The organism is Massilia litorea (assembly GCF_015101885.1).
Classification (GTDB): Bacteria; Pseudomonadota; Gammaproteobacteria; order Burkholderiales; family Burkholderiaceae_D; genus Telluria; species Telluria litorea.
In genome coordinates this window covers 664252-688357 of the sequence record NZ_CP062941.1, presented here as the reverse complement: position 1 = coordinate 688357, position 24106 = coordinate 664252, and the positions used below count along the sequence as shown (strand labels likewise).

Here is a 24106-nt window from a genome sequence, read left to right as displayed (position 1 = left end):
CGGTCAGGATTCGTTCTCGAGCATCGATCCGGTACGGCGATAGCGCTCATGCCAGGCGAACGCCTTTTCCAGCACGTGCGGCGTGTGGCCGCCGCGCTCCTGCGCCTCGCGCACATACGCGCGCAGCATGTCCTGGTAGGGCGCGGCCACGCAGTTGGCGATGATCGCCTCGGCGCGCTCGCGCGGGGCCAGCGCACGCAGGTCGGCCAGGCCCTGCTCGGTGACGATGATGTCGACATCGTGCTCGGTATGGTCGACGTGCGGGACCATCGGCACGATCGATGAGACCCTGCCGTCCTTGGCGGTCGACTTGGTGGCGAAGATCGACAGGTAGGCGTTGCGCGCGAAGTCGCCCGAGCCGCCGATCCCGTTCATCATGTGGGTACCGGCGACGTGGGTCGAATTCACGTTGCCGTAAATGTCGGCCTCGAGCGCGGTATTGATGGCGATGATGCCGAGCCTGCGGATCACCTCGGGGTGGTTCGACACCTCCTGCGGGCGCAGCACGAGCCGCTCCTTGTAGCGGCCGAAGTCGCCGAAGACCTGGGCGCTTTTCTGGGGCGACAGCGTGATCGAGGAGCCCGAGGCGAAATCGAGCTTGCCGGCGTCGAACAGGTCGAAGGTCGAATCCTGCAGCACTTCCGAATACATCGTCAGGTGTTCAAAGGGGCTGTCGCAAAAGCCGGCCATCACGGCGTTGGCGATCGTGCCGATGCCGGCCTGCAGCGGCAGCAGGCTGCGCGTCAGGCGGCCGGCCTCGATCTCGTTTTCGAAGAAGCGCACCAGGTGGCCCGCAATCGCCGCGGTCTCGGCGTCCGACGGCAGGATGGCCGAGGTGCTGTCCGGCTGGTCGGTGATCACGATCGCCGCGATTTTCTCCGGCGGGATGTCGATGGCGAGTGTGCCGACGCGGCCCTCGGCCGACATCAGCGGGATCGGCTCGCGCATCGGGCGTTTCTTCGGGATCCAGATGTCGTGCAGGCCCTCCAGCGCGCGCGACTGCGCCAGGTTGATCTCGACGATCACCTTGTCCGCCAGGATCGCGAAGCTGGCGCTGTTGCCGACGGACGTGGTGGGCACGATGGCGCCGGACTCGAGGATGCACACCGCCTCGATCACGGCGATGTCCACCGGCTTCATGTGGCCGGCGCGCAGCACCTCGACGGTTTCCGACAGGTGCTGGTCGATGTACATCACTTCTCCGCGGTTGATCGCCGCGCGCAGCACGGGGTCGACCTGGAACGGCATGCGGCGCGCCAGCGCGCCCGCTTCGGTGAGCAGGCGGTCGGTGTCGTTGCCGAGCGAGGCGCCGGTCAGCAGCGTGATTTTCAACGGTTCGCGCCGCGCCCGTTCGGCCAGCGCGGCCGGCACCATCTTGACGTCGCCGGCGCGGGTGAAGCCGCTCATGCCGACGGTCATGCCGTCGCGGATCAGCTCAGCCGCCTGGGCCGCGCTCGTGACACGTTCGCGCAGCAGCGGGCAGCCGATGCGCTCCTGGTAGGTTTCGATGTTCATGTTTCGCCTTGCCTTGGTGGGCCTGGTACTGCGCCCGGGGGTGGGGCCGCGTCAGCGCAGCCAGTTATTGACGGGGGTGAGCGGGGGCGGCAGGTCGGCGTCGCCGAGCGCGTCGCGCATGTCGATCTCGATGGCGCGGCAGATGGCGTCGAGCGGCAAATCGTTCGGCGACAGGCCGAACGGCTCCTCGATCTCGTCGCCCAGCGCGTCCAGGCCAAAGAAGGTGTAGGCGACGATCGCCACCACGAGCGGCGTCATGTAGCCGATCGTATCGACCAGGCCGAAGGGCAGCAGGAAGCAGTACAGGTAGGCGGTGCGGTGCAGCAGCAGCGTGTACGAAAACGGCACGGGCGTGTTCTTGATGCGCTCGCAGGAGGCGGCGGTCGCCACCATCGCCGAGATGGTCGCATCGAGCGTGGCGGCGCGCACGCTGTCGACCAGGCCGGCGCGCCGGCAGCGCGCCAGGTCCTCTCCCATTTCCAGCATCAGCGCCTGGTGCAGGTTGACGCGGCCGCGCATAACGTCCCACTCGGCCGGGTGCAGGTGCGCGGCGACGTCGTCCCCGGCCTCGCTGCGGCGCAGGTTGTGGCGCAGCGCATGGGCAAAGGCGACCGTGCGCCGGATCATCCGGGTGCGCAGGTGTTCGGCGGCAGGCTTGTTGGCCTCGTCGTCGACCAGGCTCAGGCACTGGCGCGCGAAGTTACGGCTGCGCAGTACCAGTTCGCCCCACAGCTTGCGGCCTTCCCAGTAGCGGTCGTAAGCGGAGTTGTTGCGGAAACCGAGGAAGATCGCCAGCGGCAATCCCATCAGGGTGAAGGGGATGGTGGTCAGGTGGATCGTGTGGCCCCACAGCCCATGCGACAAGGTGACCAGGATCGCGAGCAGCGTGGTGACGGTGAGGCTTTTCCAGATGCTCGGCAGGATCGAGCCGCGCATGGTGAGGAAGAGGCGCAGGCCGTTTGGACGGTCGCGGACGATCATGGCGCCACTCCGAATGGGGTGTCAGGGGCGCTGGCGATCTGGTAGCTCATGCTGGAAACGGTAGTGACGATGACGGTGCAGCCGCGCCGGCGGTATGCGCCGGTGCGGTAAAAGTGGAAGGGCCATTCTCGCCGCCGATTGCGTAATTGCCCAATTCACATTCCAGATGCCGGTTATTGATCAGGTGAATGTTTGTTCTTGAGTCAACACTTGAAGCGGTCGTTCGCCTCACTCCTGGGGCGTGGGCACCAGCTTGCGCACGTCGAGTCCCTGGCCCGACAGGCGCGCCACGAGCGCGTCATAGGCCGATTTTTTCACCGTCGGCGTGCGCGAGAGAATCCACAGGTAGTCGCGCCCCGGTTCGCTGACCGCCGCCAGCCCATAGTCGCGGTCGAGGTCGATGATCCAGTAGTCGCCCCAGACTTGCGGGATGAAGGACAACGCGGCCGGGGCGAAGCGCACTTTCAGGCGCGGCGAATCGGCGCCGCCGACCTGGCGCGCCACGCCGATGGCGACATCGGTCCCGCCGTCGGCCAGGCGGCAGCGGTTCTCGACCTGCACCCGGCCGTCGGGCAGGGCGGTGTAGGTCGCCTTCGTGAAACCGGCGCACTTGCGCTGGAAACGGTTCGGGAACTTCGCGATCTCATACCACTCGCCGAGGTAGCGCGGCAGGTCGAGCGAGGGGATGGTCGCCAGGTCGCTGCGCGGGTTCGCCTCCTTGCTGGCGGCCCAGGCCTTCATGCCGACCAGGACGACGGAGGCCAGCAGGGTTCCCTTGATCAGGGCGGGAGTCAAGCGCTTGTTCATGGTGATCCTCGTTCTTCGATACCGCCATGGTAGGGCTCAATGACAAACCCGGCCGCACGAATCACAGCGCGCCCTTGCAGCCTTGGTGCGGACGAAAAAAAGCCAGCCGCGGAGGGCTGGCATGATGCGGCTGGCCGCGCGCGGGATTTATCCTGCGGACTTGGCCTGGGCCGCCTGCAGCTGCTCGCGCAGCTGGTGGACGGGCACTTGCGTGTAGTCCTTGTTGAATTCCTGCTTGATCACGGCCTTGACGTGCGGGTCGAGATTGTTGCGCAGCGTACCGAGGAATTGCGGCGACGCCGACAGCACGAGCTGCTGGTAACGGCCTTCCTGCTGGGCTTTCAGCAGATATTGCGAGAGGTCCTTCGCGAACAGCTCGGTTTCGTGCTCGGCCGGGGTCTGGTTCGGTTCGTATTGGCTGTTCGGCGCCCCGGCGGCTGCGTTGTGCTGGGCCGGGCCTCCTTGCGCCCCGCCGATGTTGTGGCCGCTCTTGCCGGCAGCCAGGGTCCCGAGCTGGTCGGTTTCGGCTTCCTGCGCCCGCAGGCGCGCGCCGTTGTTGATCATGTCTTCCAGTTCTTGCAGTGGTTCTGCTGGACCGTCCTCGGAGAAGAACCTTGCCCGGCCCGCATTGGCCGTGATAATCCAGGTTGTTGGCATGCTACCCCCTGTCAGTAATGAATCATGAATGATGTTCGATCCCGCAACCAGGCGATGCTCGGCGCGGCACGAGTGCGAACGCATAAGACTGGCAATCGCATACAGATGAGCCCTGTCAGGATCCGTCGACGCCTGCGCACACCCGTCATGGGCACTGCGCGGACCGGCGCCAGGCCAGTACAGGACAAGCTGGCACCCTGTCGATGGATCGACCGCCGTGACGGAGGGCGGAATACGGATGAGCTTGACGGAAGGTTCATCTGCACGATCGTCGCGTTGATCCAGTGTAGCACCAGGGTCCATTACCCCGACGCACCGTTCCGAACCGCATGCGCGCGCCCGTGCGGGGGCGGCCTGGGGCAGAATCGAAGTCGATGACGCAATCCATCAACAGGAGATCGACTATGGCAAACGAGCAAGAAAACAAGGCCAGACAAGCAGCCTTGAGAGACATTTCTTCGCAGGCAGCCCGATGCAGCGCACACTGATCGTCATCGGCCTCGTCATTGCCGCCGTCGGGCTGGCCTGGCCCTGGCTGCGCCGGCTGCCCTTCGGGCGCCTGCCGGGCGACATCCACATCGTGCGCGAAGGCTTCAGTTTTCATTTTCCGATCGTCACCTGCATCGTCATCTCGATCGTCGTTTCGGTCATTCTCTGGATGTTCCGGCGCTGACGGCGGCGGAGCCCGGCCTGTCGTTTCCACACGTCAGTAAAAAATAAAAGTTATCTTTAAGAAAACTTCGCCTTTATAATTTTGTTTCTTATTTTTAATAATAAAATGACAGGTGGAGAGCATGGTTTTCGGAAAATCGGCAATGGCCGGGATGCTGGCTGCGGCGCTGGTCGCGGGCTGCGGCGGTGGCGGTGGTGGTAGCTCGGCAGGCGGCGGCTCGGTTGGCACGGCACCGGGGACCAGCGGCCAACCGGTGGGCAATACGAATGGAAGCTGGTTGACGCTGACGCCGGGCGTGGTGACAGTCACCTCCTACGAGGGCGAAAGTGCCGGCTTCAAGGTCAGCGCCGTGTCGAGCCGCACCTTCGACAAGCCCTTCAACGCGGCGGTCGTCGACAGCAAGGGCGTGGTTACGACCGAGATGTCCTTGACCAAGGTCTCGGACCTGCAGTACACCGTTGAGCTGCACACGAAAGCGGCGGCAGCCGGCACTTACACGACCGACCTCGAACTGCGCCTGTGCGAGGATGACCCGCTGGTCTGCCGCACGCCGCTGGCAGGCTCGCCGTGGAAGATTCCGGTGACGCTGACTGTCGCCACGGCCACGCAGGCGCAGGGACGCCTGACACTGACGCCGGCGACATTCGACCTGACGACCTACCAGGGCGAGCCCGCGTCGTTCTCGCTGCGCGCGAGCGCGGTTTCGCCCTTCACGCAGGGCGTCAGGGCAGCCGTCTTCGACAGCACCGGCGTACTCGCCGCGCCGGTGTCGATGCGCGAGCTCACGAGCGGCCAGTTCAGCGCCGACCTGGCGACTGCGTCGACGCTGGGAGTGGGCGAGCACAGCGGCTCGCTCGAGCTCCGCGTGTGCTACGACGACCCGGCGACCTGCCGCTCTCCCGTGAGCGGCTCGCCGTGGCGCGTGCCGGTGAAGGTCAGCGTGAAACCTGCCATCAACTTGACGACGCTGAGCACGATTGCATCGCTGTCGCCATGGAGCACCTACAACGGGACCGCCGCACAGAATCCCTACGTTCCCGCCAGCTTCGATCCGACAGCGTTCAGCCGTCGCTGGAACCAGCCGGTCAGCGCCGGCATGACGACGAGCGCCCCTGTCGCCGACAACGGCAAGGTGTTCGTCATCCGCAACAGCGCCAGCAAATGGGAACTGTCCGCCATCAGCGAAGCGAGCGGCGCGGAACTGTGGCGCTACGATATCGGTGCCGCCACCGGCCCCAATCCGCTGGCAACCGGGAATGGCAAGGTGTTCGTGCGCTCGACGGGTAACGGCGGTTCCTTCCTGTGGGCCTTCGACCAGGCCAGCGGCCAGTTGCTCGGCAAGACGCTGATCAATACGGCACCCGAGCTGCACCAGGCACCGACGGTCATCGGCGACATCGTCTACATGGGCAACACCGCAGGATTGGAAAAGTTCAATGCAACGACCAGCCTGATCGAGTGGAGGACGGGCATCCAGTTTGCCGGCGGCCTCTGGACGCCGGCAGTCAGCGGCCACTTCGCCTATACGGTCCAGTACGACAGCCTCGTTGCGATCGATACCGACAACGGCAGTACCGTATTCCGCCTCCAGGACCCTGTTATTGCCGGAACCAGCGGTCAGCCGAAATCGCTGGTCGTGGGCGATAACCTGGCCATCGCCAGGATCGGCTACCAGCTGGTGGGCATCGACTTGCAGTCGCATGCACGGACCTGGACAGCCGGCGGCAGTACCGTGGGACAGCATGCGCTGGCGAACGGCACCTTGTATTCGCTGGCAGACGGCGGCATGGCGCTGGAAGCACGCACGGCTGCTACCGGGGTGTTGGAATGGAAGACCGGTTGGCTTTTCGAGAACTCGAACGGCATGGACAAAGGGCGCATGATCGTCAGTTCGAACCTGGTGTTCATCAGCGGGCCCTCCAGAACAGTCGCGGTCGACCGGACCACCCACCAGGTCGTGTGGATATATCCGTTCGGCGGCGAGCTGGCGCTCTCGGACCGTGGCGTGCTGTATATCGCTTCGTCTTCCGGCAACCTGTACGCCATCAACCTGCGCTGATCCACTCGCGCACGACGACGCCACCTCCGGGTGGCGTTTTTTTTTCGCCTTGCACGCAGTCGCGTTTTCGATAGCGACTGTATTGACGGGCGTTGTGCGAAAGCGGCATGCATATGCGATTGCCCTTCCCATTGCTTGGCACTGCCGGGCTTTTCCATTAGGATCGCCCGATTACAACATCGAAACTCGGAGTAAACATGAAGCGTACCCTGTGCAGCAGCCTGATCGCGGGCTTGTTCGTCACCGGTATTCACCTTGCGGCCCACGCCGGCGGCAACGACGACCATCCGAAGGCGGCGGCCGCCGCTGCACCAGTCGCCACCGTCTCCGGTGTCGACGTCGCCGCCATCGACACCGGCGTGCGCGCACAGGACGACTTCTTCCGCTACAGCCAGGGCAAGTGGCTGAAGGACGTCGAGATCCCGTCCGACCGCGCCAGCTGGGGCGCTTTTAATATTGCCCAGGACAAGGTCGAGGACCAGGTACGCACCATCATCGAGGGCGCCGCTGCCGACAAGGGCGCGCGCAAGGGTTCGAACGCGCAGAAGATGGGCGACTACTACGCCAGCTACGTCGACGAGGCGCGCCGCAACGAACTGGGCCTGGCGCCCCTGAAGGCGGAACTGGCGCGCGTTGCGGCCCTGAAGGACAAGCGCGGCATCGCCGCCCTGGCGGCGCACTTCTCGCGCATCGGCGCCGGCGCGCCGCTCGACATGTATGTCCACCAGGACAACAAGGACTCGACGCGCATGATCGTCGACGTCAGCCAGTCCGGTCTCGGCATGCCGAACCGCGACTACTACCTGCAGGACGAGGCGCGCCTGAAGGACATCCGCGCCAAATACCAAAGCCACGTCGAGAAGATGCTGGCGCTGGCCGGCCATGCCGACGCCGCCGCAGCCGAACAGGCGGCCCGGATCGTGGCGCTGGAAACGGGGATCGCGCGCGTGCAGTGGAGCGCCGTCGAGAACCGCGATCCGGTCAAGGGCTATAACAAGATGGGCCTTGCGCAACTGAAGGCGCTGACGCCGAACTTCGACTGGAGTGCCTGGATGAAGGGCGTCGGCGCGGCGGGTAAAGTCGACTCCCTGATCATCAGCCAGCCGACCTATTTCGCGGGCCTCGACAAGATCATCGCCGCCACCCCGCTCGACACCTGGCGTTCGTATTTCGAATTCCGCCTGCTGAGCGCCTACGCACCTTACCTGTCGCAGGCCTTTGTCGACGAGAGCTTCGCCTTCCGCGGCAGCGTGCTGGCCGGGACCAGGGAGAACCGTCCGTTGGCGAAGCGCGCGATTGCCCAGGTCAACCGCGACCTGAGCGAAGTGGTGGGGCAGGCCTATGTCGAGCAGCACTTCCCGGCCGAGCGCAAGCAGCAGGTCGAAGCGATGGTCAGGAATTTCATCATCGCCTTCCGCGAAGGCATCCAGACGCTCGACTGGATGACGGACGATACCAAGAAGCAGGCGCAATTGAAGCTGTCGAAAATGAAGGCGAAGATCGGTTATCCGGACAAGTGGCGCGATTACTCGTCGCTGGACATCGTCCGCAACGACCTGGTCGGCAACGTGCTGCGCGCGCGCGAATTCGCGCACCAGTACGGCATCAATAAACTGGGCAAGCCGGTCGACCGCGCCGCCTGGAGCATGTCGCCGCAGACCGTCAACGCCTACTACAGCCCGGAGCTGAACGAAGTCGTGTTCCCGGCCGCGCGCCTGCAGTATCCGCTGTACGACACGGAGGCCGAACCGGCGATCAACTACGGTGCGGTCGGCATCTCGATCGGCCACGAGATCAGCCATGCCTTCGACGACCAGGGGTCGCAATTCGACGGCGACGGCAACCTGCGCAACTGGTGGACCAAAGAGGACGCCGACCAATTCGCCGCGCGCGGAAAGGTGCTGGTCGCCCAGTACGGCGGCTACAGCCCGCTGCCGGGCTATCACCTGAATGGCGAGCTGACCCTGGGCGAGAACATCGCCGACAACGCCGGCGCCATCATGGCCAGCCGCGCCTACAAAATCTACCTGGCGGGGCGCCCGGCACCGGTGATCGACGGCTTCACGGCCGAGCAGCGCCTGTTCATGGGGCTGGCCCAGGCGCGGCGCGGCAAGGCGCGCGACGCCGCCCTGATCTCCCAGGTGAAATCGGACCCGCACTCGCCGTCGGAATTCCGCGTCAACGGCAGCCTGCGCAACCATCCGGGCTTCTACGAGGCCTTCGGTGTGAAACCGGGAGATAAAATGTACCTGGCGCCGGAGCAGCGCGTGATCTTCTGGTAAGTCGTGCGTAAAACGGTATCCGGCGCGGCGGCGCCGGATACAAAAATTACACAATTTGCTGTGCCGGATGTGACAATCCGCGCAATTTCAGCCCCCCTGCGGATGCTAGAGTTGGCGTTTTCATCGTCCGCCGACCTGCATGACCACGAGCCCCCGCATCCTGCCGCGCCTGGCCTGCCTCCTGATCCTGGCAGCGCTGGCATGGCTCGCCTTTGCTCGTTCCATGGCGCCCAGGCGGCCGCAGACGCCGGCGGCGCCGCTGCCGTACGAGGTGCACCAGGTCGTCTTCGATAACGCCGGCATCGGCCTCGAAGGCACGCTGACCGTGCCGCGCACGCCGGGTCCGCATCCGGCGGTCGTGCTCATTCCCGGCTCGGGCGAAGTGAACCGCGACGGTTCCCTGTTCGGCCACCATTTCTATCTCGTGCTGGCGGACGACCTGACCCGGCGCGGCTTTGCCGTGCTGCGCAGCGACAAGCGGGGCCTCGGCCGCTCGGGTGGCGATTTCGCCAGTGCGACCAGTTTCGATTTCGTCTCCGACATCCAGGCCGGTCTCGCCCTCCTGCGCAGCCGCCCGGATATCGATGCCGACCGCATCGGGCTGGTTGGCCACAGCGAAGGGGGCCTGGTCGGCAGTATCGTGGCGGCCAAGGCGCCGCGCATCGCCTTCCTGGTGCTGATGGCGGGGAGCGGACTTCCGGCGCGCGACCTGCTGCTGTCGCGCACACGGCGCCGCATGGCCCAGGATGCGCCCGATCGCATGCAGCAGGAGCTGGCGCTGCAACAGGCCGTCCTCGCCGAGGCGAGCGTGCCGGGCAGCGCCGCCGAGCGCAAGGCGGCCGTACGCACCCTGTATCGCACCGCAAACAGCCGCTATGGGCGTCCCTGGTCGGAAGACGAACTGGCGCCGGTCCTGACGCCCTGGATGCGCACGCTGCTCAGGATCGATCCCCGGCCGCTGCTGCGCCAGGTCGCGTGTCCGGTGCTGGCCCTGGTCGGGGAGAAGGACGAGGTCGTGACGGCCGACGAAAACATTCCGGCCCTGCGGCAGGCGCTGGCAGCCAATCCGCGGGCACAGGTCCAGCGCCTGCCCGGCCTGAACCACTTCTTCCAGAGCGCGCGCACGGGCGCACTGGCGGAAGCGGCCGATATCGAGGAGACGATGGCGCCGCGTGCGCTGGCGCTGATCGGTTCCTGGGCGGTGGAGCAGGCGAAGCGCGCGCCGGCTCGATAAGAACGCACTAACGGCGCACGCCGAAGACCTGGGTCCAGTAGACAAAGCCGGGCATCCTTGCGCGGCTGATTTCGTAGCCCGCGCCCATCTCCGTAAACGCCGGATTCATCAGGTTGGCGCAGTGGCCCGGGCTGTCGATCCAGCCGGCGACCGCTTCGCTTGCCGAAGGCTGGCCGGCCGCGACGTTCTCGCCGATCAGGCGCCAGCTGTAGCCGGCGCGTGTGGCGCGCACCGCAACCGTGCTGCCGTCCGATCCCTCGTGCGCCATATGCCGGCGCGCCGCCATGTCGCGGCTGTGCGCCAGCGCCGCCGCGCCCAGCGCATCGTTCCAGGCCAGCGGCGCGGCCGCGGCGAAGGCGCGCTCGCCGCAATTGCGCGCAACCGCGCGCGCGGCGTTCACGGCATCGAGGATCTCGCGCCCCACCACATCCTGCGCGGGCAGGTGCAGGGGCAGCAGGGGCCGGGCCAGCACGATGGTCCATTCCTGCCCCTGGCGGACGACGCCGATGTCGCTGTAGGCGGGATTCGCCAGCACGCGGCAGTAGGGCTGGCGGATCGCGTCCATCACGCCGGCGGCATCGACCGCGCCGCGCGTAAAAATGACCTCGACCTGGGCCGCGTCGTAGCCGACGCGTTCGAGCTCGTATTCGGGAAAGGAGCCGGTGCCGAAACGCACCCGCGCGAGCAGCGGATTGCTCGTCAAGGCCGGCGCCGGTGCGCGACGGGTGCCGCCGCACTCGCCCGGGCTGGCGCGCCAGTCGTTGATCAGCGCCACCAGACGGGCGTCGTTCTGCGCCTGTGCGCCGCCGGCAAGAAGCGCGGCAGCGGCGAGGACGACCCTGAAGCCGGCATGGCGCATCGGCGCGGCGGCGCTGCAGCGGTCAGCGGCGGCAGGAGAGGCGCAGGGTGTCGCCCTGGCGCGCCACAACCCGCATCGCTTCGCTGTCGTCGCACCGGTAGGTGACCTGCAGGCGCTTGACCTTGCCCGGAGCGGAATCGCCACACAGCTGGTCATTGGCAACGACCCTGCCGTTATTGCGTTCGACCTGGTCGCGCACGGACCGGCGCGCATTGCAGGTCATGCCGCGCACGCCATAATTGGCTTCCTCAATGCGCAGACCGCCTCTGTCCTGGCCGGGGCCGGGGCCACGCTCCTCGCGGGCAGCGGCATAGCCGTCCTCGTAACCACGGCGATAATCGGCGCTCTGCGCAAAAGCGGACGTGGAGGCGGCAGTCAAGGCCAGGACGGCGGCGACGCGCATGATGTGTTGTTTATAAATGCTCATTTTTTTCTCCTTTGTGATCAACCTATGTCAAGCTTGCTCCGAAAATCCGGAGTGCTCTGTTCGCACGGACACAGTGTCTCAGCGAAACCGGAAAAAATCTGCCGCCTGACTGTAAGTAGGGTTTCAATCTGTAAGCAGGGAGGACAGGGTGCTGGACTGCGTGCGTCGAGCTCAGCCCCGGCTGCCGACCGTGCCAAGCTTGCCGAGCGCATCATGCGAAGCGCCGTCGGCTGCCAGCATCGGCGAGATGTCCGGATCGCGCGAAAACGCGTCGGCGAAGAAGGAAACGAAGTGGCTGATCTTGATCGAGGGCCGGCGCGCCGGCTGGAACACGACGTTCAGCGGCAGCGGCGGCAGCCGGTAGCGGGTCAGGATCGGTTTGACGCGGCCGGCGCGGATGTCGTCGCCATACACCCACTGCGGCGTGTAGCAGATGCCCAGGCCCTCGACCACGGCCTGGCGGATCGCCTCCGAACTGTTCGACTGCAGGTGGCCATTGACGCGCACGGCGTGCTGGCCGCCTTCCTCGTCCTGGAAGTTCCACTCGTTCATCGTGGCGAGACCCGTGTAGACGATGCATTGATGATCGCGCAGCTCGTGCGGATGCTGCGGCTCGCCGTGGCGCGCCAGGTAAGCGGGGGAGGCCAGCGCGGCGCGGTGCGCGGTGCCGATGCGGCGCGCGATCAGGCGGCTGTCCTTCAGTTCGCCGACGCGGAAGGCGACGTCGATTCCGCCCACGACCAGGTCGACGAAGCCGTCGTCCAGTTGCAGGTCGATCTTGAGTTGCGGATAGCGCTCGAAAAAGGCGGGCAGGCGCGGCACGATGTGCAGGCGCCCGAACGAGGCCGGGGCGGCCACGCGCAGTACGCCGGCGATGTCGTTCTCGGTGCGCTGGATCTCGACCCGCGCTTCTTCCAGCGTGTCGAGCACCTGGCGGCAGCGCTCGTAATAGCGCTTGCCCGCTTCGGTGAGCGCATGGCTGCGCGTCGAGCGCACCAGCAGTTTCGCGCCGAGCAGGGTCTCCAGCGCCTGGATCTGCTTGCTGATGCTCGATTGCGTGGCGCGCTCCTCGCGCGCGACAGCCGAGAAGTTGCCGGTCTCGACGACCCGGACGAAGGTTTCCATCAGCCTCAAGCGGTCCATCTCTGCTCCATCTATTCCTGGTTGGAATAAATCATATCATTCGTGCGGCCTACCCACAGTCTCCAGGAATACGCATACTGGTGACTGTAGTGGCTGCCGGCGTCCGCTCCCTGACAGCGCAGCGACCGGCGGCCCGATCATTCCAATCTACGAACAAGGACCGAACATGAGCCACAAACTTTTTGAGCCCGCCCGCATTGGCGACATCGAGGTTGCCAACCGTGTCGTGATGGCCCCGCTGACCCGCAGCCGCGCCGACGAAGCCGCCGGCGACGTGCCGGGCAGCCCGATGAACGTCGAGTACTACCGCCAGCGCAGCAACGCCGGCCTGATCATCAGCGAAGGCACGCAGGTCTCGCCGGTCGGTAAAGGCTACATGGCCACGCCCGGCATTTACTCGGACGCCCAGGTCGAAGGCTGGAAGCCGATCACCCAGGCCGTGCACGAAGCCGGCTCGAAGATCGTGGCCCAGATCTGGCACGTGGGCCGCGTGACCCACCCACATCTCACCGGCGGCGCGCAGCCGATCGCTCCCTCGGCCGTGGCGCCGAAAGTGGTCGCTTACACCCACGCCGGCAAGGTCGAGGCACCGGAGCCGCGCGCCCTGGCCCTGGATGAGATCAAGGAAATCGTTGCCGAATACCGCCGCGGCGCCGCGAATGCGATCCGCGCCGGTTTCGACGGCATCGAACTGCACGGTGCCAACGGCTACCTGATCGACCAGTTCCTGCGCGACGGCGCCAACAAGCGAACCGACGAATACGGCGGCTCGATCGAGAACCGCGTCCGCTTCGCGCTGGAAGTCGTGGACGCCGTGGTCGCCGAAATCGGCGCCGGCCGCGTCGGCATCCGCCTGTCTCCGGTGACGCCGGCCAACGACCTGGCCGACAGCAACCCGCAAGCCGTGTTCGGCCATCTGGTCGAGGAACTGAACAAGCGCAATATCGCGTTTATTCACTTCGTCGAAGGCGCCACCGGCGGCCCGCGCGATATTCCCGGTTTTGATTTCGAATGGGCGCGCAAGACCTTCAAAGGCACGTATATCGCCAACAACGGTTACGACCGCCAGATGGCGATCGATGCGGTCGAATCGGGCCGCGCCGATGCAGTCGCCTTCGGCCGCGCCTATATCGCCAATCCGGACCTGGTGCAGCGCCTCAAGTTGAATGCGCCGTTCAATACGCCTAACCCGCAGACCTTCTATGCGCCGGGCGAGGCCGGGTATATCGATTATCCGACGCTGGACCAGGCGGCCTGATTGCCTGAGCTGCAGTAATGAAAAACGCCAACCCGAGGGTTGGCGTTTTTTTTTGCAGCAACGTGTCGATTTCATGCATCATCGTTCGTCGTCAGGATGCAGGACTGATCCATTCCACCTTTAACAGACGAGGAACGCATGAACAAGAACGTGATATTCAATCTCCCGGTCAAGGACCTGGAAAAATCCAAAGCCTTCTTTGCCGCACTGGGCTTCGGTTTCAATCCCGACTTCAGCAATGAGCAGGCGGCCTGCGTGGTCGTCCTCGAAGGCAGCATCTACGCGATGCTGACGACCGAAACGTTTTTCAAGTCCCTGATCAACAAGCCGGTGGTCCAGGCCCGGGAAGCCAACGAGGTCGTCATCTGCCTGAGCTGCGAGAGCCGGGAAGAGGTCGACAGCCTGATCGCCAAGGCCACCGCCGCCGGCGCCCGCATTCCCCATCCGCCCGAGGATAACGGCTTCATGTATGACCAGGGCTTCGAGGACCTCGACGGCCATTTGTGGAACCTGGTCTGGATGGCGCCCAAGGGGTGATGCGGCTGGCCGTGCCGTAGCCCGGCGCCGGCACCGGATGACCTGCACGGTGGATCGACAACGCCAGCCCGCGGGTTGGCGAATTTGTTCATGCATCGTTATTCATTGCCTGAGCGTGTACACCGGCGCTTCGCTCTCTCCCTTTTCCACCATGGCCAGCGCCCGCTGCAGGCTGGCGCGCAAGCCCTCGTCCTTGTTGGAGGCAAGCAGCTGGCGCAGGATGGCGGCGTGCGCCGTTTGCTGGGCCTGGGCTGCCGGCACCGCGATGTCCGGTTTCACACCGACGTGCTCCCAGCTGGTCCTGGTGATCGGATTGATCGCCTGCCCCCTTGGGATGGCGACCACGATGCCATGTCCGACAGCGAAAGGACTGACCGGATTGGCGCCGCCGCCCGTGGTTTCGCCGACAAGCGTTGCCCGTTTCTGGGTTTGAAAATCGTAGGCGCATTCCTCGCCGCCGGAAAAGGTGCGGGCCGAGGTCAGCACGTACACGGGTTTGTCGTAGCGCTGCGTGATTGCCGTGCTGGTCCAATATTGCTGGGTGGTATTGGTCGGCCTGTCATAAATGTCGTTCAGATGGCGCTCGTCGCCCAGCGGGAAGAAATGGCTCATCAGGTAAGCGACGCTGGCCGGACGTCCGCCGCCGTTGCGGCGCAGGTCCAGGATGAGCGCATCCGTTCCCGACAATAAGCTCAGGGCGGCGGTGTAGGCGGGGCCGACGAATTCGGTCGGCCCGAAACCGCGCAGCTCGATATAGCCGACATTGCCCGCCAGGCGTTCCACTTTCTCGATGCCATAACCCAGCTGGGCCGTACGGTCGCGCTGCGCTTCCATTTCCGCGCGGTCAGGTACCTCATTCTCACCGCTGCGCTCACGGAAACGCTCGTCATGCACGGCCCGGAAATGCTTGTCCTTGCTCAGTTCGCGCAAATCCTGCGACAGCGCGGCACTGAATGCCTGTGCGCTCGTTGCCATGGCATAGCCGCCATCGGCATTCTTCTTGACGATGGTGGCGGCAACCCGTTGCGCCACGTCGGGGAGGACGTAATTCGCTTTCAGTTTGGTCGCAAGTGTCTGCACGACCTCCTGGCGTGCCACATTGCTCAATGGCGCATCCGGTGCCGCGAGGGCTTGATGCGACAACAAACTGCCTGTGATGAGCGCTGCGATTGCATAGTTCCTGACTGCCATGTCTGCCTCCGGAGTGAAGATGAGATGCCTGAGCGTAGCGGATGAGCAGCCAGAGAAGTTGCGCCGAGTGACGAATGGTGGAATAGACGGGTCGAAAGTGGGTTTGCTGCGGATTAACGAATCGGGCGCCGGCCGGCTCGGCAGTACAATCGAGCGCACCTTCCACGAAAAAAAATCTCCATGCGTAGCCCTGCCATCCTTGCTTCCGTGCTCGCGCTTGCCGCGGCACCGTCCCACGCCCAACCTGCCACCCAGCCCCTGCAAGTGAAAATCGGCACGGCGTCTCCACTGTCCGGCACCGGCGCCCACCAGGGCAAGGACATCGAAAACGGCGCCCGCATGGCGATCGACGAGCTCAACGCCAAGGGCATCGTGCTCGGCGGGCGCAAGGTGCAGTGGGTGCTGCAGCCCGAAGACGACGCGGCTGACCCGAAGACCGGCGCGGCCGTCGCGCAAAAGCTGGTCGATGCAAAAGTCGCGGCCGTGGTCGGCCACCTGAATTCGGGCACCACGGTGCCGGCCTCGAAGATCTATGCGAATGCCGGCATCCCGCAGATTTCTCCGGCGGCCACCACGCCGCTCTACACCCACCAGGGTTTCAAGACCGCCTTCCGCGTCGTCGCCAACGACAACCTGGTCGGGCGCACGCTGGCGACCTATTCGATGAATACCCTGAAGGCAAAGAAGATCGCGGTGATCGACGACCGCACCGCCTTCGGCCAGGGCCTGGCCGACGAATTCGTCAAGGGCGTGAAGGCAGGCGGCGGCGGCGCCAGCGTGGTCAGCCGCCAGTTCACCAACGACAAGGCGACCGATTTCAACGCCATCCTGACCCAGATCCGCGCGCGCGATCCGGACGTGATCTTCTATGGCGGCATGGATGCCGTGGCCGGCCCGATGCTGAAACAAATGAAGGCGCTCGGCCTGCGCGCGAAACTGGTGTCGGGCGACGGCGTCTGCTCGGAAAAGATGCCGCTGCTGGCGGGCGACGCGCTGGTCGACGACAAGGTCTATTGCGTGGTTGCGGGCGGCGTCACGGGCCCGCAGGAAGCCGGCCTGAATGCGTTCACACAGCGCTACCAGCAACGCTACAAGCTCCCGGTGGAGACCTATGCGCCCTATGCCTACGATGCGGTGATGGTGTTTGCGAAAGCGATGCAGAGCGCGAATTCGAGCGATCCGGCCATATTCCTGCCGGCGCTGGCAAGCGTCCAGTACGAAGGCGTGACCGGCAGCATCGCCTTCGACCCGAAGGGCGATCTGAAAAATGCCGCGCTGACCTTGTACACCTATCGCCAGGGGAAAAAGACGAAATTGCAGGTGCTGCGCTAACCTGCAATTCGATCGGCGGCACGGCGCTCGAGCTGGTGATCGCGGCGGTGAATATCCTGACCATCTGCCGGATGGTGCGCGAGGCACGGGCGGTCGAGGCGGCATGAGCCGCCCTCAACTCAAGCCTGCGCCGCCGCGATCAGTTCGATCCGGTTGCCGAAGGGATCCTCGATGCCGGCACGGCGCCGTCCCGCTACCTGCGCTTCTTCGCGCACGGCCACCTCCTGCCTGCGCAGCAGCGCGCAATAGCCTTCGAAATCCTCGACGATGAAGGCCGGATGCGCCTTTTTCGCGGGCACGAAATCGGCCTGGCTGCCGATGTGCAGTTGCGTCGCGCCCGTGACGAACCACATGCCGCCGGAGGCGTTCAGGGGCGCGGGTTTCGGTATTTCGGAAAGACCGAGTACGCCGCCGTAGAAGGCGCGGGCGGCGGCGTCGGCGCCGGGAGGAATGGCGATCTGGACGTGGTCGAGTCCGGCGATATGGGGCATGGGAGTCTCCGCGGTGGTGGACATAAGTCGTCCCGCATTATCGCATCCGCCTGGAGCGGACACTCAGGCCGCCAGCGCAGCTTCCAGGCTGGCGAGCACCTGCGCCAGAGGCTGCGGCCGCGCGAACAGATAACCCTGCATGACGGGGCAGCCGTTGGCGGCCAGGAAAGCGGCCTGTTCCCGCGTCTCGACGCCCTCGGCCACCACGCGCAGGCGCAGGTGGCCGGCCATCGCCAGGATCGAGCGCACGATGGCGTCGCCATCGCCGCCATCCGGCGTGTCGCGCACAAAACTCTTGTCGATTTTGAGTTCATACAGCGGCATGCGCTTCAGGTAGCCCAGGTTCGAATAACCGGTGCCGAAATCGTCGATCGAAAAACGGATGCCGATCGCGGCCAGCGCGTGCATGCGGGCGATCGTGGCGTCGCGGTCCTTGATCAGCAGGCCCTCGGTCAGTTCCAGAATGAGTTGATCGGCCGGCACCCCGGTCTCGGCCAGCACGGCGCGCACCTGGGCCACGAAGTCGGCCTGGCCGAACTGCATCGGACTGACATTCACCGACAGCGGCAGCGGGTGGCCGGCGGCGTTCAGGCGCAGCCAGGCCTGGCAGGCTTGCTGCAGGGCCCAATGCCCCAGCGGCACGATCAGGCCGCTCGCTTCGGCGATCGGGATGAATACGTCCGGCGGCACGAAGCGGCCGTCGGCGCGTTGCCAGCGCATCAGCATTTCCGCGCCGCCCGGCTTGCCGTCCGCGTCGCATTGCAGCTGCAGGTGCATCAGGAGTTCGCCGCGCTCGATGGCGCCGGCCAGGTCGCGCTCGAGCGTCAGGCGCTGTTCGGATTCGGCGCGCATGGCCGCTTCGAACAGGGCCACGCGGTTGCGGCCGCGCGCCTTGGCGTGGTACATGGCGGTGTCGGCCTCGCGCAGCAGGTCGTCGGCGCGCTGGCCCGGATGCGGCAGCAGGCTCACGCCCAGGCTGGCCGAGGCGTTGTAGCGGTTGCCGCCGACCTCGACCGCATCGGATAGCGCATCGCGCAGCCGCTCGGCGTGGGCGAGGGCGGCGCTGCGCGCGCTGTCGTGGTCATGGCCGATGCGCGGCAGCAGGACGACGAATTCGTCGCCGCCGATGCGGGCCACCGTGTCGTGCTCGCGCATCAGTGCCGTCAGGCGGGCCGCAACACTGCGCAGCAGCGCGTCGCCGGTCGCGTGTCCGCGCGCATCGTTGACGTATTTAAAATGATCGAGGTCGATGAAGACGACGGCGCCCCAGCCCTGGCCGGACTGGGCTTCAAGCAGCAGGGCGTCGAGGCGCTCGAGCAGGAAGCGCCGGTTCGGCAGTTCCGTCAGCACGTCGTAATAGGCGAGGCGGTGGATCGCGGTGGCCGCCTTCTTGCGCTCGCCGATGTCGCGCCCGACCACGACACAGTGCGTATGCGTGCCGGCTTCGTCCAGGAACGGGGTGATTTCGATTTCGGTCCAGAAAGGCAGGCCGGCCTTCGTATACGTCGTCAGCTCGGCACGGGCCCGCGCGCCGCTGCGCATGGCCTCGCTCAGCCGCTCCACGGCGGCCAGGTCGGTGTCGGCGCCGCCGAGCATCAGCATGCTGCGCTCGAGCACGGCCTCGCGCGTATAACCGGTGCTGCGCACGAACGCATCGTTGGCGAACGTGATGGGCCAGGGCACCTCGGGCGTGCCGTTGGTGCGCACGATCAGCACCATGTCATTGAGCTGGGCGACTGCGGCGGCCGTCAGGCGCAACTCGGCGTTCAGGCTGGACAGGGTGTCCTTACCTTCCTCCAGCGAACGCGCGACCCCGTGCAGGTGACCGAGCGAGGCCACCAGTTTTTGCAGCAGGGTACTGCAGGACACCGTGATCAGCGCGCCGACGAACAGGAAATTGAGGGCAATCGTCCATGCGGGCAGGACGGATGCATCCGGCGTGGCGCCGCCGGCGTGCAGATAGCCCCGGATGCTCAGCACCAGGACCAGCAGGGTGCTGGCGCCGAGGGCCGCCAGCGCCGAACGCCGTCCGAGCAGGACTGCGGCGAACACAGGCGGCGCGATCAGGTAGGGCTGGGCCACCTGGCCGACGTTGACGATCATCCCCACGGAAACGAGGAACACGATCGCGATGAAGTGGAATACCCGCGTCCGGTAGGCCCAGCTGTGCAGGCGCCAGAGCGCGAACAGCCAGCCGATGGCGACGAGGTCGACCGCCACCAGCGACCACAGGCCCTGTCCGGCGGCGAGCGCGATGCTGGGAATCGCCGTGCCGATGCCGAGCACCAGCACGATCGTCAGCAAGCGGGAAAAAATGTGGGTGCGCCAATGCGCAATATCGATAAGGGGCGCCACGCAATGCCTTTTGAATCGCCGCAGCGAAATGTTGTCTATTAATACAACTTGTTGCTGCAATGCACTACTATATCGTAATGGATCCGGCTTGTCGTGGTATCGCCGTCCTCCTGTTGCGTATCGGCATCGCCAGCCTGGCGCCTCCGCTGCCGGAACCAATCGGCCCGCCGCAGGTCTGAAATTCAATCGGCTGCGGCAGGGACGATGGTCTTGGCGTGTTTGGAAAAAGGGGGGAGAATGGTCGTCTTGGGCGGTCGACATTCCATGACAGGAGTTGATGAGCATGAGCCCGGGTGCGCATGACCACACCATTCCGGCGGAACTGGAGAATACCTGTGCCCTGGAGGCGATCCATCTGCTGGGCACTGTCCAGTCCTACGGGTTCGTGATGGTGGTGGACCTGGCGAGTCGCTGCATTGTCCAGGTCTCCACGGGGATCGTGAAGCATTGGCCAGGCTTGCAGGATGCCGCTGCGCTGATCTCGCGGCCGCTGTCCGATTGCGTCGCGGCCGTGGACGGCAGCGACGCGCTCGACATCGACGCCCTGTCCGCCGCGCATCTCGTCGCCTTGCCCTGGCGCCCCCGGTTCGAACAGGCAGATCTGCCGGAGCAGCCTGCGGCCCTGCACTGGGAATGCCTCGGTCACCGCTGGGGGCAGTTCGCGGTGCTCGAATGGCTGCCGGCGAACGGTAACGGCGACGAGCAGCGCCGGCAAAACCAGATCTTCGCCGGCTTTGGCGAAGTGATCGCCCGTCTGCGCCGCGCCGAGGGACTCGACGCCTTCTTTCGCGCCTGCGTCAAAGTGATCCAGGAAGTCAGCGCCTTCGACCGGGTGATGATTTACCGGTTCATGCCCGATGGCTGCGGTGAAGTCGTGGCCGAGCACACGTCGAAGGAGTACCAGCAAAAATACCTGGGCTTGCGCTTTCCCGCCTCCGACATTCCCAGCCAGGCGCGCACCCTGTATCTCACCAATAAATTGCGGCTGCTGGCCGATGTCGAAGCGCCGATGGATGGGCTGGTTCCGCCGCGCCTGCCGACCGGCGAGTTACTCGACCAGAGCCACTGCATCCTGCGCGGCCTGTCCGATGTACACCTCGTGTATCTGCGCAACATGGGCGTGCGCGCCACGATGACCTTGTCCATCGTCTGCGACGGCAAGCTGTGGGGGCTGATCGCCTGCCACCATCACCAGCCGCGCACGCCCCCGTACCAGATCCGCGAAAACATGCGCCAGATCGCCGAACTGCTGGCGGAAATCGCCAACATGCGCATCGAGGCCTTGTCCCACCTGGAAACGGTGCGCCACCGCCTGACGCTGGACCACTTGCTGAACCAGTTCCATCAGGCCCTGCTCCAGGATGGCGACATCACCAACGAGCTCGAACTCTGGCTGCCCGAGCTGTTGCCGGCATTTGATGCCAGCAGCCTGGGCGTGCAGATCGGTACGCTTGCCTTTATCGGCGGACCGGCCAGGCGCCAGGGCGCCACGCACCAGATCCTCGACGAGGTCGGCGCGCGTCTCGATCTGCAAGACCCGCGCCCCCAGGTCTTCATCTGGGACGACCTGCTGACTTCCAGGAAACGCTCGCTGCTGTATTTGCCGGACGCAGCCGGCCTGCTGCTGGCGCAACGCCATGACGAGGACATCATCTTTTGCTTCCTGACGCGCGAAGAAGTGGTGCAGCAGGTGCGCTGGGGCGGCGAGCCGGTCAAGGACGTCGTGGCCCTTCCGAATGGCCGCATCCGCCTCGAGCCGCGCCGCTCCTTCGCCGTCTGGCAGCAGTCGGTGAAGGGACATTCCGATCCGTGGCTGCAGGCGGATGGGGAGGCGCTGCAAAACCTGCTGCGCATCCTCAGCGAGGTCAACAAACTGCAGGTGAACCGCAAGATGCAGGAAACCCTGCACTGGCGCGCCCACCATGACCATCTGACCGGGCTGTACAACCGCCGCGCCATGGAGGACGAGGTAGCGCGGCGCCTGGACGACGGCCAATACAACACCGCGCTGATGCTGCTCGACCTCGACCATTTTAAAAAGATCAACGACACCTACGGCCATGAAACGGGCGATCTGGTACTGCAGCAACTGAGTCTGCGCCTGAAAGCGGTGATGCGGGAAAATGACTTGCTGGCACGCCTGGGCGGCGATGAATTCATGCTGCTACTGCAGATCCCGCACCCGAGCGCGGCCACGGCGCTCACCTTTGCCGAGCGCCTGCACGGGGCCGTTTCCGGCCCGTTTGACATCAAGGGACAACAATTTCGCCTCGGGATTTCGGTGGGTATCGCGATTCCGCCCGGCCACGGCCGCACAGTCAGCGAATTGCTGCGCCACGCCGACCTGACGCTGTACCAGGCCAAATCCCTGGGCCGCTGTCGCAGCATCGTGTTCGAGCTGGCGATGGCGGCCGACCAGCGCGAATACTACCTGCTCGAACGTGACCTGGACGAGGCGGTCGAACGCAATCAACTATCCCTGGTGTTCCAGCCGAAGGTCGACCTCATCAGCCGTAAAGTGGTCGGCCTCGAGGCACTGGTGCGCTGGAACCACCCAACCCGGGGCCAGAACAGCCCCAGCGCCTTCATTCCGATTGCCGAACACAGCGACCAGATCATCCGCATCGACCGTTGGGTCATGCGCAGTGCGATCGCGGAACTGGCCCGTCTGCGCAGCCAGGGCCTGGCCCGCCTGCCGATCGCGATCAACCTGTCGATCGCCGATATCCTGTCGCCGAACCTGGTGGCCTACCTCACCGAGCTGCTCGACGAGTACAAGGTGCCGGCGAGCGCCCTGGAAATCGAGGTGACCGAGTCCTGCTTCATGCGCCAGCTCGACGAGACGCAGAGCGTGTTACGCGCGCTGAACGAGACCGGCATTTCCACCGCGCTGGACGATTTCGGCACCGGTTTTTCCTCGCTCAGTTACCTGCGCCAATTGCCGCTGCAATGCCTCAAGATCGACCAGTCGTTCACCCGCAGCATGTTGCAGGACGCGAACGCGGAAAAACTGACCCAGGCGATTGTCGCGATGGGGATTGCGCTCAGGATGACGATCGTGGCGGAAGGGGTGGAGACGCGCGAGCAGATGAACTGGCTGCTGGCGCATGGCTGCCACATCGGCCAGGGATACTACTTCAGTCCGCCGGTGCCCGCGCAGGATGTGCAGCAGGTGATCGAGCGGCTGGAGATACGCTTGTCGGCCTGAACCCTGTATTGTTCACCAGCGGTCGTGCTACCCTCGCCGCCAGGCGAACTCACACAAGGCGACTGCCCAATGAAAAAGATCGATCGTGCCGCCACCCGGCAGGCACTGCCGTTTGACGCCCTGATCGACGCGATCGCACGCATGTTCGTGAGCGGATGCCAGGTGCCGCCCCGGCACGTGCATGCGGTCGGCGACGGCAAGGGGGCGGAGGGGACCGTGCTCATCATGCCGGCCTGGCATGGCGATTACATGGGCATCAAGACCGTCAACATCTTCCCCGGCAATGCCGCGCGCGGCCGGCCGGGCCTGTATTCCACCTATATCCTGTACAGCGCCGCGACCGGCGAGCCCCTGGCGCAAATGGACGGCAATGAAATCACCTCGCGCCGCACCGCGGCCGCTTCCGCGCTGGCGGCGCGCCACCTGGCGCGGCCCGACGCACGGCGCCTGGTCGTTGCCGGTTCCGGCCGCGTCGCCAGCCTGCTTCCAGAGGCCTACCAGGCCGTGCTGCCGATCGAGGAGGTCACGGTCTGGAGCCGCAACCCGGAAGCGGCACGCCGCCTGGCCGGTGAGCTGAGTCTGGAAGGATGCAGCGTGCGGGCCGGCACCGACCTTGCGCAGGCGGTCCGCATGGCCGACATCGTGTCCTGCGCGACGCTGGCGACGGAACCCATCATCCGCGGCGAGTGGCTCGCGCCCGGCAGCCATCTCGACCTGATCGGCGGCTTCACGCCGGCGATGCGCGAAGCGGACGACGCCTGCTTTACGGGCAGCCGCCTGTATGTCGACACCGTGGAGGCCTTGCAGAAATCGGGAGATTTGCTGGGGCCCATGTCACGTGGCGTATTTGCCGCGGAAGATGTCGCGGGGACACTGGAATCGATTTGCCGCGGGCAGGCGGGCAGGGAGGATGGGGGCGTGCGGACCGTCTTCAAGTCGGTCGGCACAGCGCTCGAAGACCTGGCCGCCGCGATCCTGGTGTATGAAGGATAGGGCGTCGGATGCCGATCTGCCGGTCCCGCAACGAAACGCCAACCGGCATGGGTCGGCGTTTCGTCTGACGCTGTTCCTGGTCGCCGGGAATCGATTCGCCGGCA

The 24106-nt window shown here is 65.4% G+C and carries 19 protein-coding genes; 9 read left to right on the top strand and 10 right to left on the bottom strand.

Annotation, left to right across the window (positions count from 1 at the left end; genetic code table 11):
• Positions 1–3: 3 nt before the first annotated feature.
• The 4 genes from LPB04_RS03045 to LPB04_RS03030 form a co-directional block, all read right to left on the bottom strand.
• Entirely contained in the window at positions 4–1515 is a 1512-nt protein-coding gene (locus tag LPB04_RS03045; RefSeq protein ID WP_193687319.1) for an acetyl-CoA hydrolase/transferase family protein, read from the bottom strand.
• A 51-nt stretch (positions 1516–1566) separates the two neighbouring features.
• Complete coding sequence (locus LPB04_RS03040; protein ID WP_193687318.1) at positions 1567–2496, bottom strand: bestrophin family protein; 930 nt, start codon at positions 2494–2496, stop codon at positions 1567–1569.
• Positions 2497–2724: 228 nt separating this feature from the next.
• Complete coding sequence (locus LPB04_RS03035) at positions 2725–3303, bottom strand: lipocalin family protein (protein ID WP_307727328.1); 579 nt, start codon at positions 3301–3303, stop codon at positions 2725–2727.
• Between the two features lie 147 nt (positions 3304–3450).
• The gene (locus LPB04_RS03030) at positions 3451–3960 is read right to left on the bottom strand and encodes a host attachment protein (RefSeq protein ID WP_193687317.1); all 510 of its coding nucleotides are present in this window, start codon (positions 3958–3960) and stop codon (positions 3451–3453) included.
• A 472-nt stretch (positions 3961–4432) separates the two neighbouring features.
• On the opposite strand from LPB04_RS03030, the gene LPB04_RS03025 reads away from it, so the two are divergent.
• From LPB04_RS03025 to LPB04_RS03010, 4 genes are all read left to right on the top strand, one after another.
• A complete protein-coding gene (locus LPB04_RS03025; protein WP_193687316.1) occupies positions 4433–4633 on the top strand; it encodes a DUF2905 domain-containing protein in 201 nt (66 codons plus the stop codon).
• A 121-nt stretch (positions 4634–4754) separates the two neighbouring features.
• Positions 4755–6692, top strand: a complete 1938-nt coding sequence (locus LPB04_RS03020; protein ID WP_193687315.1) for an outer membrane protein assembly factor BamB family protein — start codon at positions 4755–4757, stop codon at positions 6690–6692.
• A 197-nt stretch (positions 6693–6889) separates the two neighbouring features.
• Positions 6890–8974: a M13 family metallopeptidase gene (locus tag LPB04_RS03015; protein ID WP_193687314.1), complete on the top strand. Its 2085-nt coding sequence runs from the start codon at positions 6890–6892 to the stop codon at positions 8972–8974.
• 139 nt (positions 8975–9113) lie between these two features.
• Positions 9114–10208: an alpha/beta hydrolase family protein gene (locus tag LPB04_RS03010; protein WP_193687313.1), complete on the top strand. Its 1095-nt coding sequence runs from the start codon at positions 9114–9116 to the stop codon at positions 10206–10208.
• 7 nt (positions 10209–10215) lie between these two features.
• On the opposite strand, the gene LPB04_RS03005 is transcribed toward LPB04_RS03010, so the two are convergent.
• From LPB04_RS03005 to LPB04_RS02995, 3 genes are all read right to left on the bottom strand, one after another.
• Positions 10216–11067 (bottom strand): CAP domain-containing protein, encoded by an 852-nt coding sequence (locus LPB04_RS03005; protein WP_193687312.1) that lies wholly within the window; start codon positions 11065–11067, stop codon positions 10216–10218.
• A 22-nt stretch (positions 11068–11089) separates the two neighbouring features.
• Positions 11090–11494: a hypothetical protein gene (locus tag LPB04_RS03000; protein ID WP_193687311.1), complete on the bottom strand. Its 405-nt coding sequence runs from the start codon at positions 11492–11494 to the stop codon at positions 11090–11092.
• Positions 11495–11665: 171 nt separating this feature from the next.
• Positions 11666–12637: a LysR family transcriptional regulator gene (locus tag LPB04_RS02995; RefSeq protein ID WP_193687310.1), complete on the bottom strand. Its 972-nt coding sequence runs from the start codon at positions 12635–12637 to the stop codon at positions 11666–11668.
• Positions 12638–12803: 166 nt separating this feature from the next.
• Between LPB04_RS02995 and LPB04_RS02990 the strand changes: the two genes are divergently transcribed.
• A complete protein-coding gene (locus LPB04_RS02990; protein WP_193687309.1) occupies positions 12804–13895 on the top strand; it encodes an alkene reductase in 1092 nt (363 codons plus the stop codon).
• A gap of 138 nt (positions 13896–14033) precedes the next feature.
• Entirely contained in the window at positions 14034–14432 is a 399-nt protein-coding gene (locus LPB04_RS02985; protein WP_193687308.1) for a VOC family protein, read from the top strand.
• Between the two features lie 102 nt (positions 14433–14534).
• On the opposite strand, the gene LPB04_RS02980 is transcribed toward LPB04_RS02985, so the two are convergent.
• Positions 14535–15512: a S41 family peptidase gene (locus LPB04_RS02980; RefSeq protein ID WP_193687307.1), complete on the bottom strand. Its 978-nt coding sequence runs from the start codon at positions 15510–15512 to the stop codon at positions 14535–14537.
• A 291-nt stretch (positions 15513–15803) separates the two neighbouring features.
• Here LPB04_RS02980 and LPB04_RS02975 point away from each other — a divergent pair, with 291 nt between their 5' ends.
• Positions 15804–16955, top strand: a complete 1152-nt coding sequence (locus LPB04_RS02975; RefSeq protein WP_193687306.1) for a branched-chain amino acid ABC transporter substrate-binding protein — start codon at positions 15804–15806, stop codon at positions 16953–16955.
• A 119-nt stretch (positions 16956–17074) separates the two neighbouring features.
• Here the strand turns inward: LPB04_RS02975 and LPB04_RS02970 are convergent, their stop codons facing one another.
• Positions 17075–17446, bottom strand: a complete 372-nt coding sequence (locus LPB04_RS02970; protein WP_193687305.1) for a VOC family protein — start codon at positions 17444–17446, stop codon at positions 17075–17077.
• A gap of 63 nt (positions 17447–17509) precedes the next feature.
• Positions 17510–19801 (bottom strand): putative bifunctional diguanylate cyclase/phosphodiesterase, encoded by a 2292-nt coding sequence (locus tag LPB04_RS02965; protein ID WP_227496597.1) that lies wholly within the window; start codon positions 19799–19801, stop codon positions 17510–17512.
• 277 nt (positions 19802–20078) lie between these two features.
• Here LPB04_RS02965 and LPB04_RS02960 point away from each other — a divergent pair, with 277 nt between their 5' ends.
• Complete coding sequence (locus LPB04_RS02960; protein WP_193687304.1) at positions 20079–23009, top strand: bifunctional diguanylate cyclase/phosphodiesterase; 2931 nt, start codon at positions 20079–20081, stop codon at positions 23007–23009.
• 69 nt (positions 23010–23078) lie between these two features.
• Positions 23079–24002: a bifunctional Delta(1)-pyrroline-2-carboxylate/Delta(1)-piperideine-2-carboxylate reductase gene (gene lhpI, locus LPB04_RS02955; protein ID WP_193687303.1), complete on the top strand. Its 924-nt coding sequence runs from the start codon at positions 23079–23081 to the stop codon at positions 24000–24002.
• The last annotated feature ends 104 nt before the right edge of the window (positions 24003–24106 follow it).

What these genes read in the sequence shown, in the direction of transcription:
- LPB04_RS03045 (WP_193687319.1), bottom strand. Translation starts at nt 1,515, where the DNA reads ATGAACATCGAAACCTACCAGGAGCGCATCGGCTGCCCGCTGCTGCGC.
- LPB04_RS03040 (WP_193687318.1), bottom strand. Translation starts at nt 2,496, where the DNA reads ATGATCGTCCGCGACCGTCCAAACGGCCTGCGCCTCTTCCTCACCATG.
- LPB04_RS03035 (WP_307727328.1), bottom strand. Translation starts at nt 3,303, where the DNA reads ATGAACAAGCGCTTGACTCCCGCCCTGATCAAGGGAACCCTGCTGGCC.
- LPB04_RS03030 (WP_193687317.1), bottom strand. Translation starts at nt 3,960, where the DNA reads ATGCCAACAACCTGGATTATCACGGCCAATGCGGGCCGGGCAAGGTTC.
- LPB04_RS03025 (WP_193687316.1), top strand. Translation starts at nt 4,433, where the DNA reads ATGCAGCGCACACTGATCGTCATCGGCCTCGTCATTGCCGCCGTCGGG.
- LPB04_RS03020 (WP_193687315.1), top strand. Translation starts at nt 4,755, where the DNA reads ATGGTTTTCGGAAAATCGGCAATGGCCGGGATGCTGGCTGCGGCGCTG.
- LPB04_RS03015 (WP_193687314.1), top strand. Translation starts at nt 6,890, where the DNA reads ATGAAGCGTACCCTGTGCAGCAGCCTGATCGCGGGCTTGTTCGTCACC.
- LPB04_RS03010 (WP_193687313.1), top strand. Translation starts at nt 9,114, where the DNA reads ATGACCACGAGCCCCCGCATCCTGCCGCGCCTGGCCTGCCTCCTGATC.
- LPB04_RS03005 (WP_193687312.1), bottom strand. Translation starts at nt 11,067, where the DNA reads ATGCGCCATGCCGGCTTCAGGGTCGTCCTCGCCGCTGCCGCGCTTCTT.
- LPB04_RS03000 (WP_193687311.1), bottom strand. Translation starts at nt 11,494, where the DNA reads ATGAGCATTTATAAACAACACATCATGCGCGTCGCCGCCGTCCTGGCC.
- LPB04_RS02995 (WP_193687310.1), bottom strand. Translation starts at nt 12,637, where the DNA reads ATGGACCGCTTGAGGCTGATGGAAACCTTCGTCCGGGTCGTCGAGACC.
- LPB04_RS02990 (WP_193687309.1), top strand. Translation starts at nt 12,804, where the DNA reads ATGAGCCACAAACTTTTTGAGCCCGCCCGCATTGGCGACATCGAGGTT.
- LPB04_RS02985 (WP_193687308.1), top strand. Translation starts at nt 14,034, where the DNA reads ATGAACAAGAACGTGATATTCAATCTCCCGGTCAAGGACCTGGAAAAA.
- LPB04_RS02975 (WP_193687306.1), top strand. Translation starts at nt 15,804, where the DNA reads ATGCGTAGCCCTGCCATCCTTGCTTCCGTGCTCGCGCTTGCCGCGGCA.
- LPB04_RS02970 (WP_193687305.1), bottom strand. Translation starts at nt 17,446, where the DNA reads ATGCCCCATATCGCCGGACTCGACCACGTCCAGATCGCCATTCCTCCC.
- LPB04_RS02960 (WP_193687304.1), top strand. Translation starts at nt 20,079, where the DNA reads ATGAGCATGAGCCCGGGTGCGCATGACCACACCATTCCGGCGGAACTG.
- lhpI (WP_193687303.1), top strand. Translation starts at nt 23,079, where the DNA reads ATGAAAAAGATCGATCGTGCCGCCACCCGGCAGGCACTGCCGTTTGAC.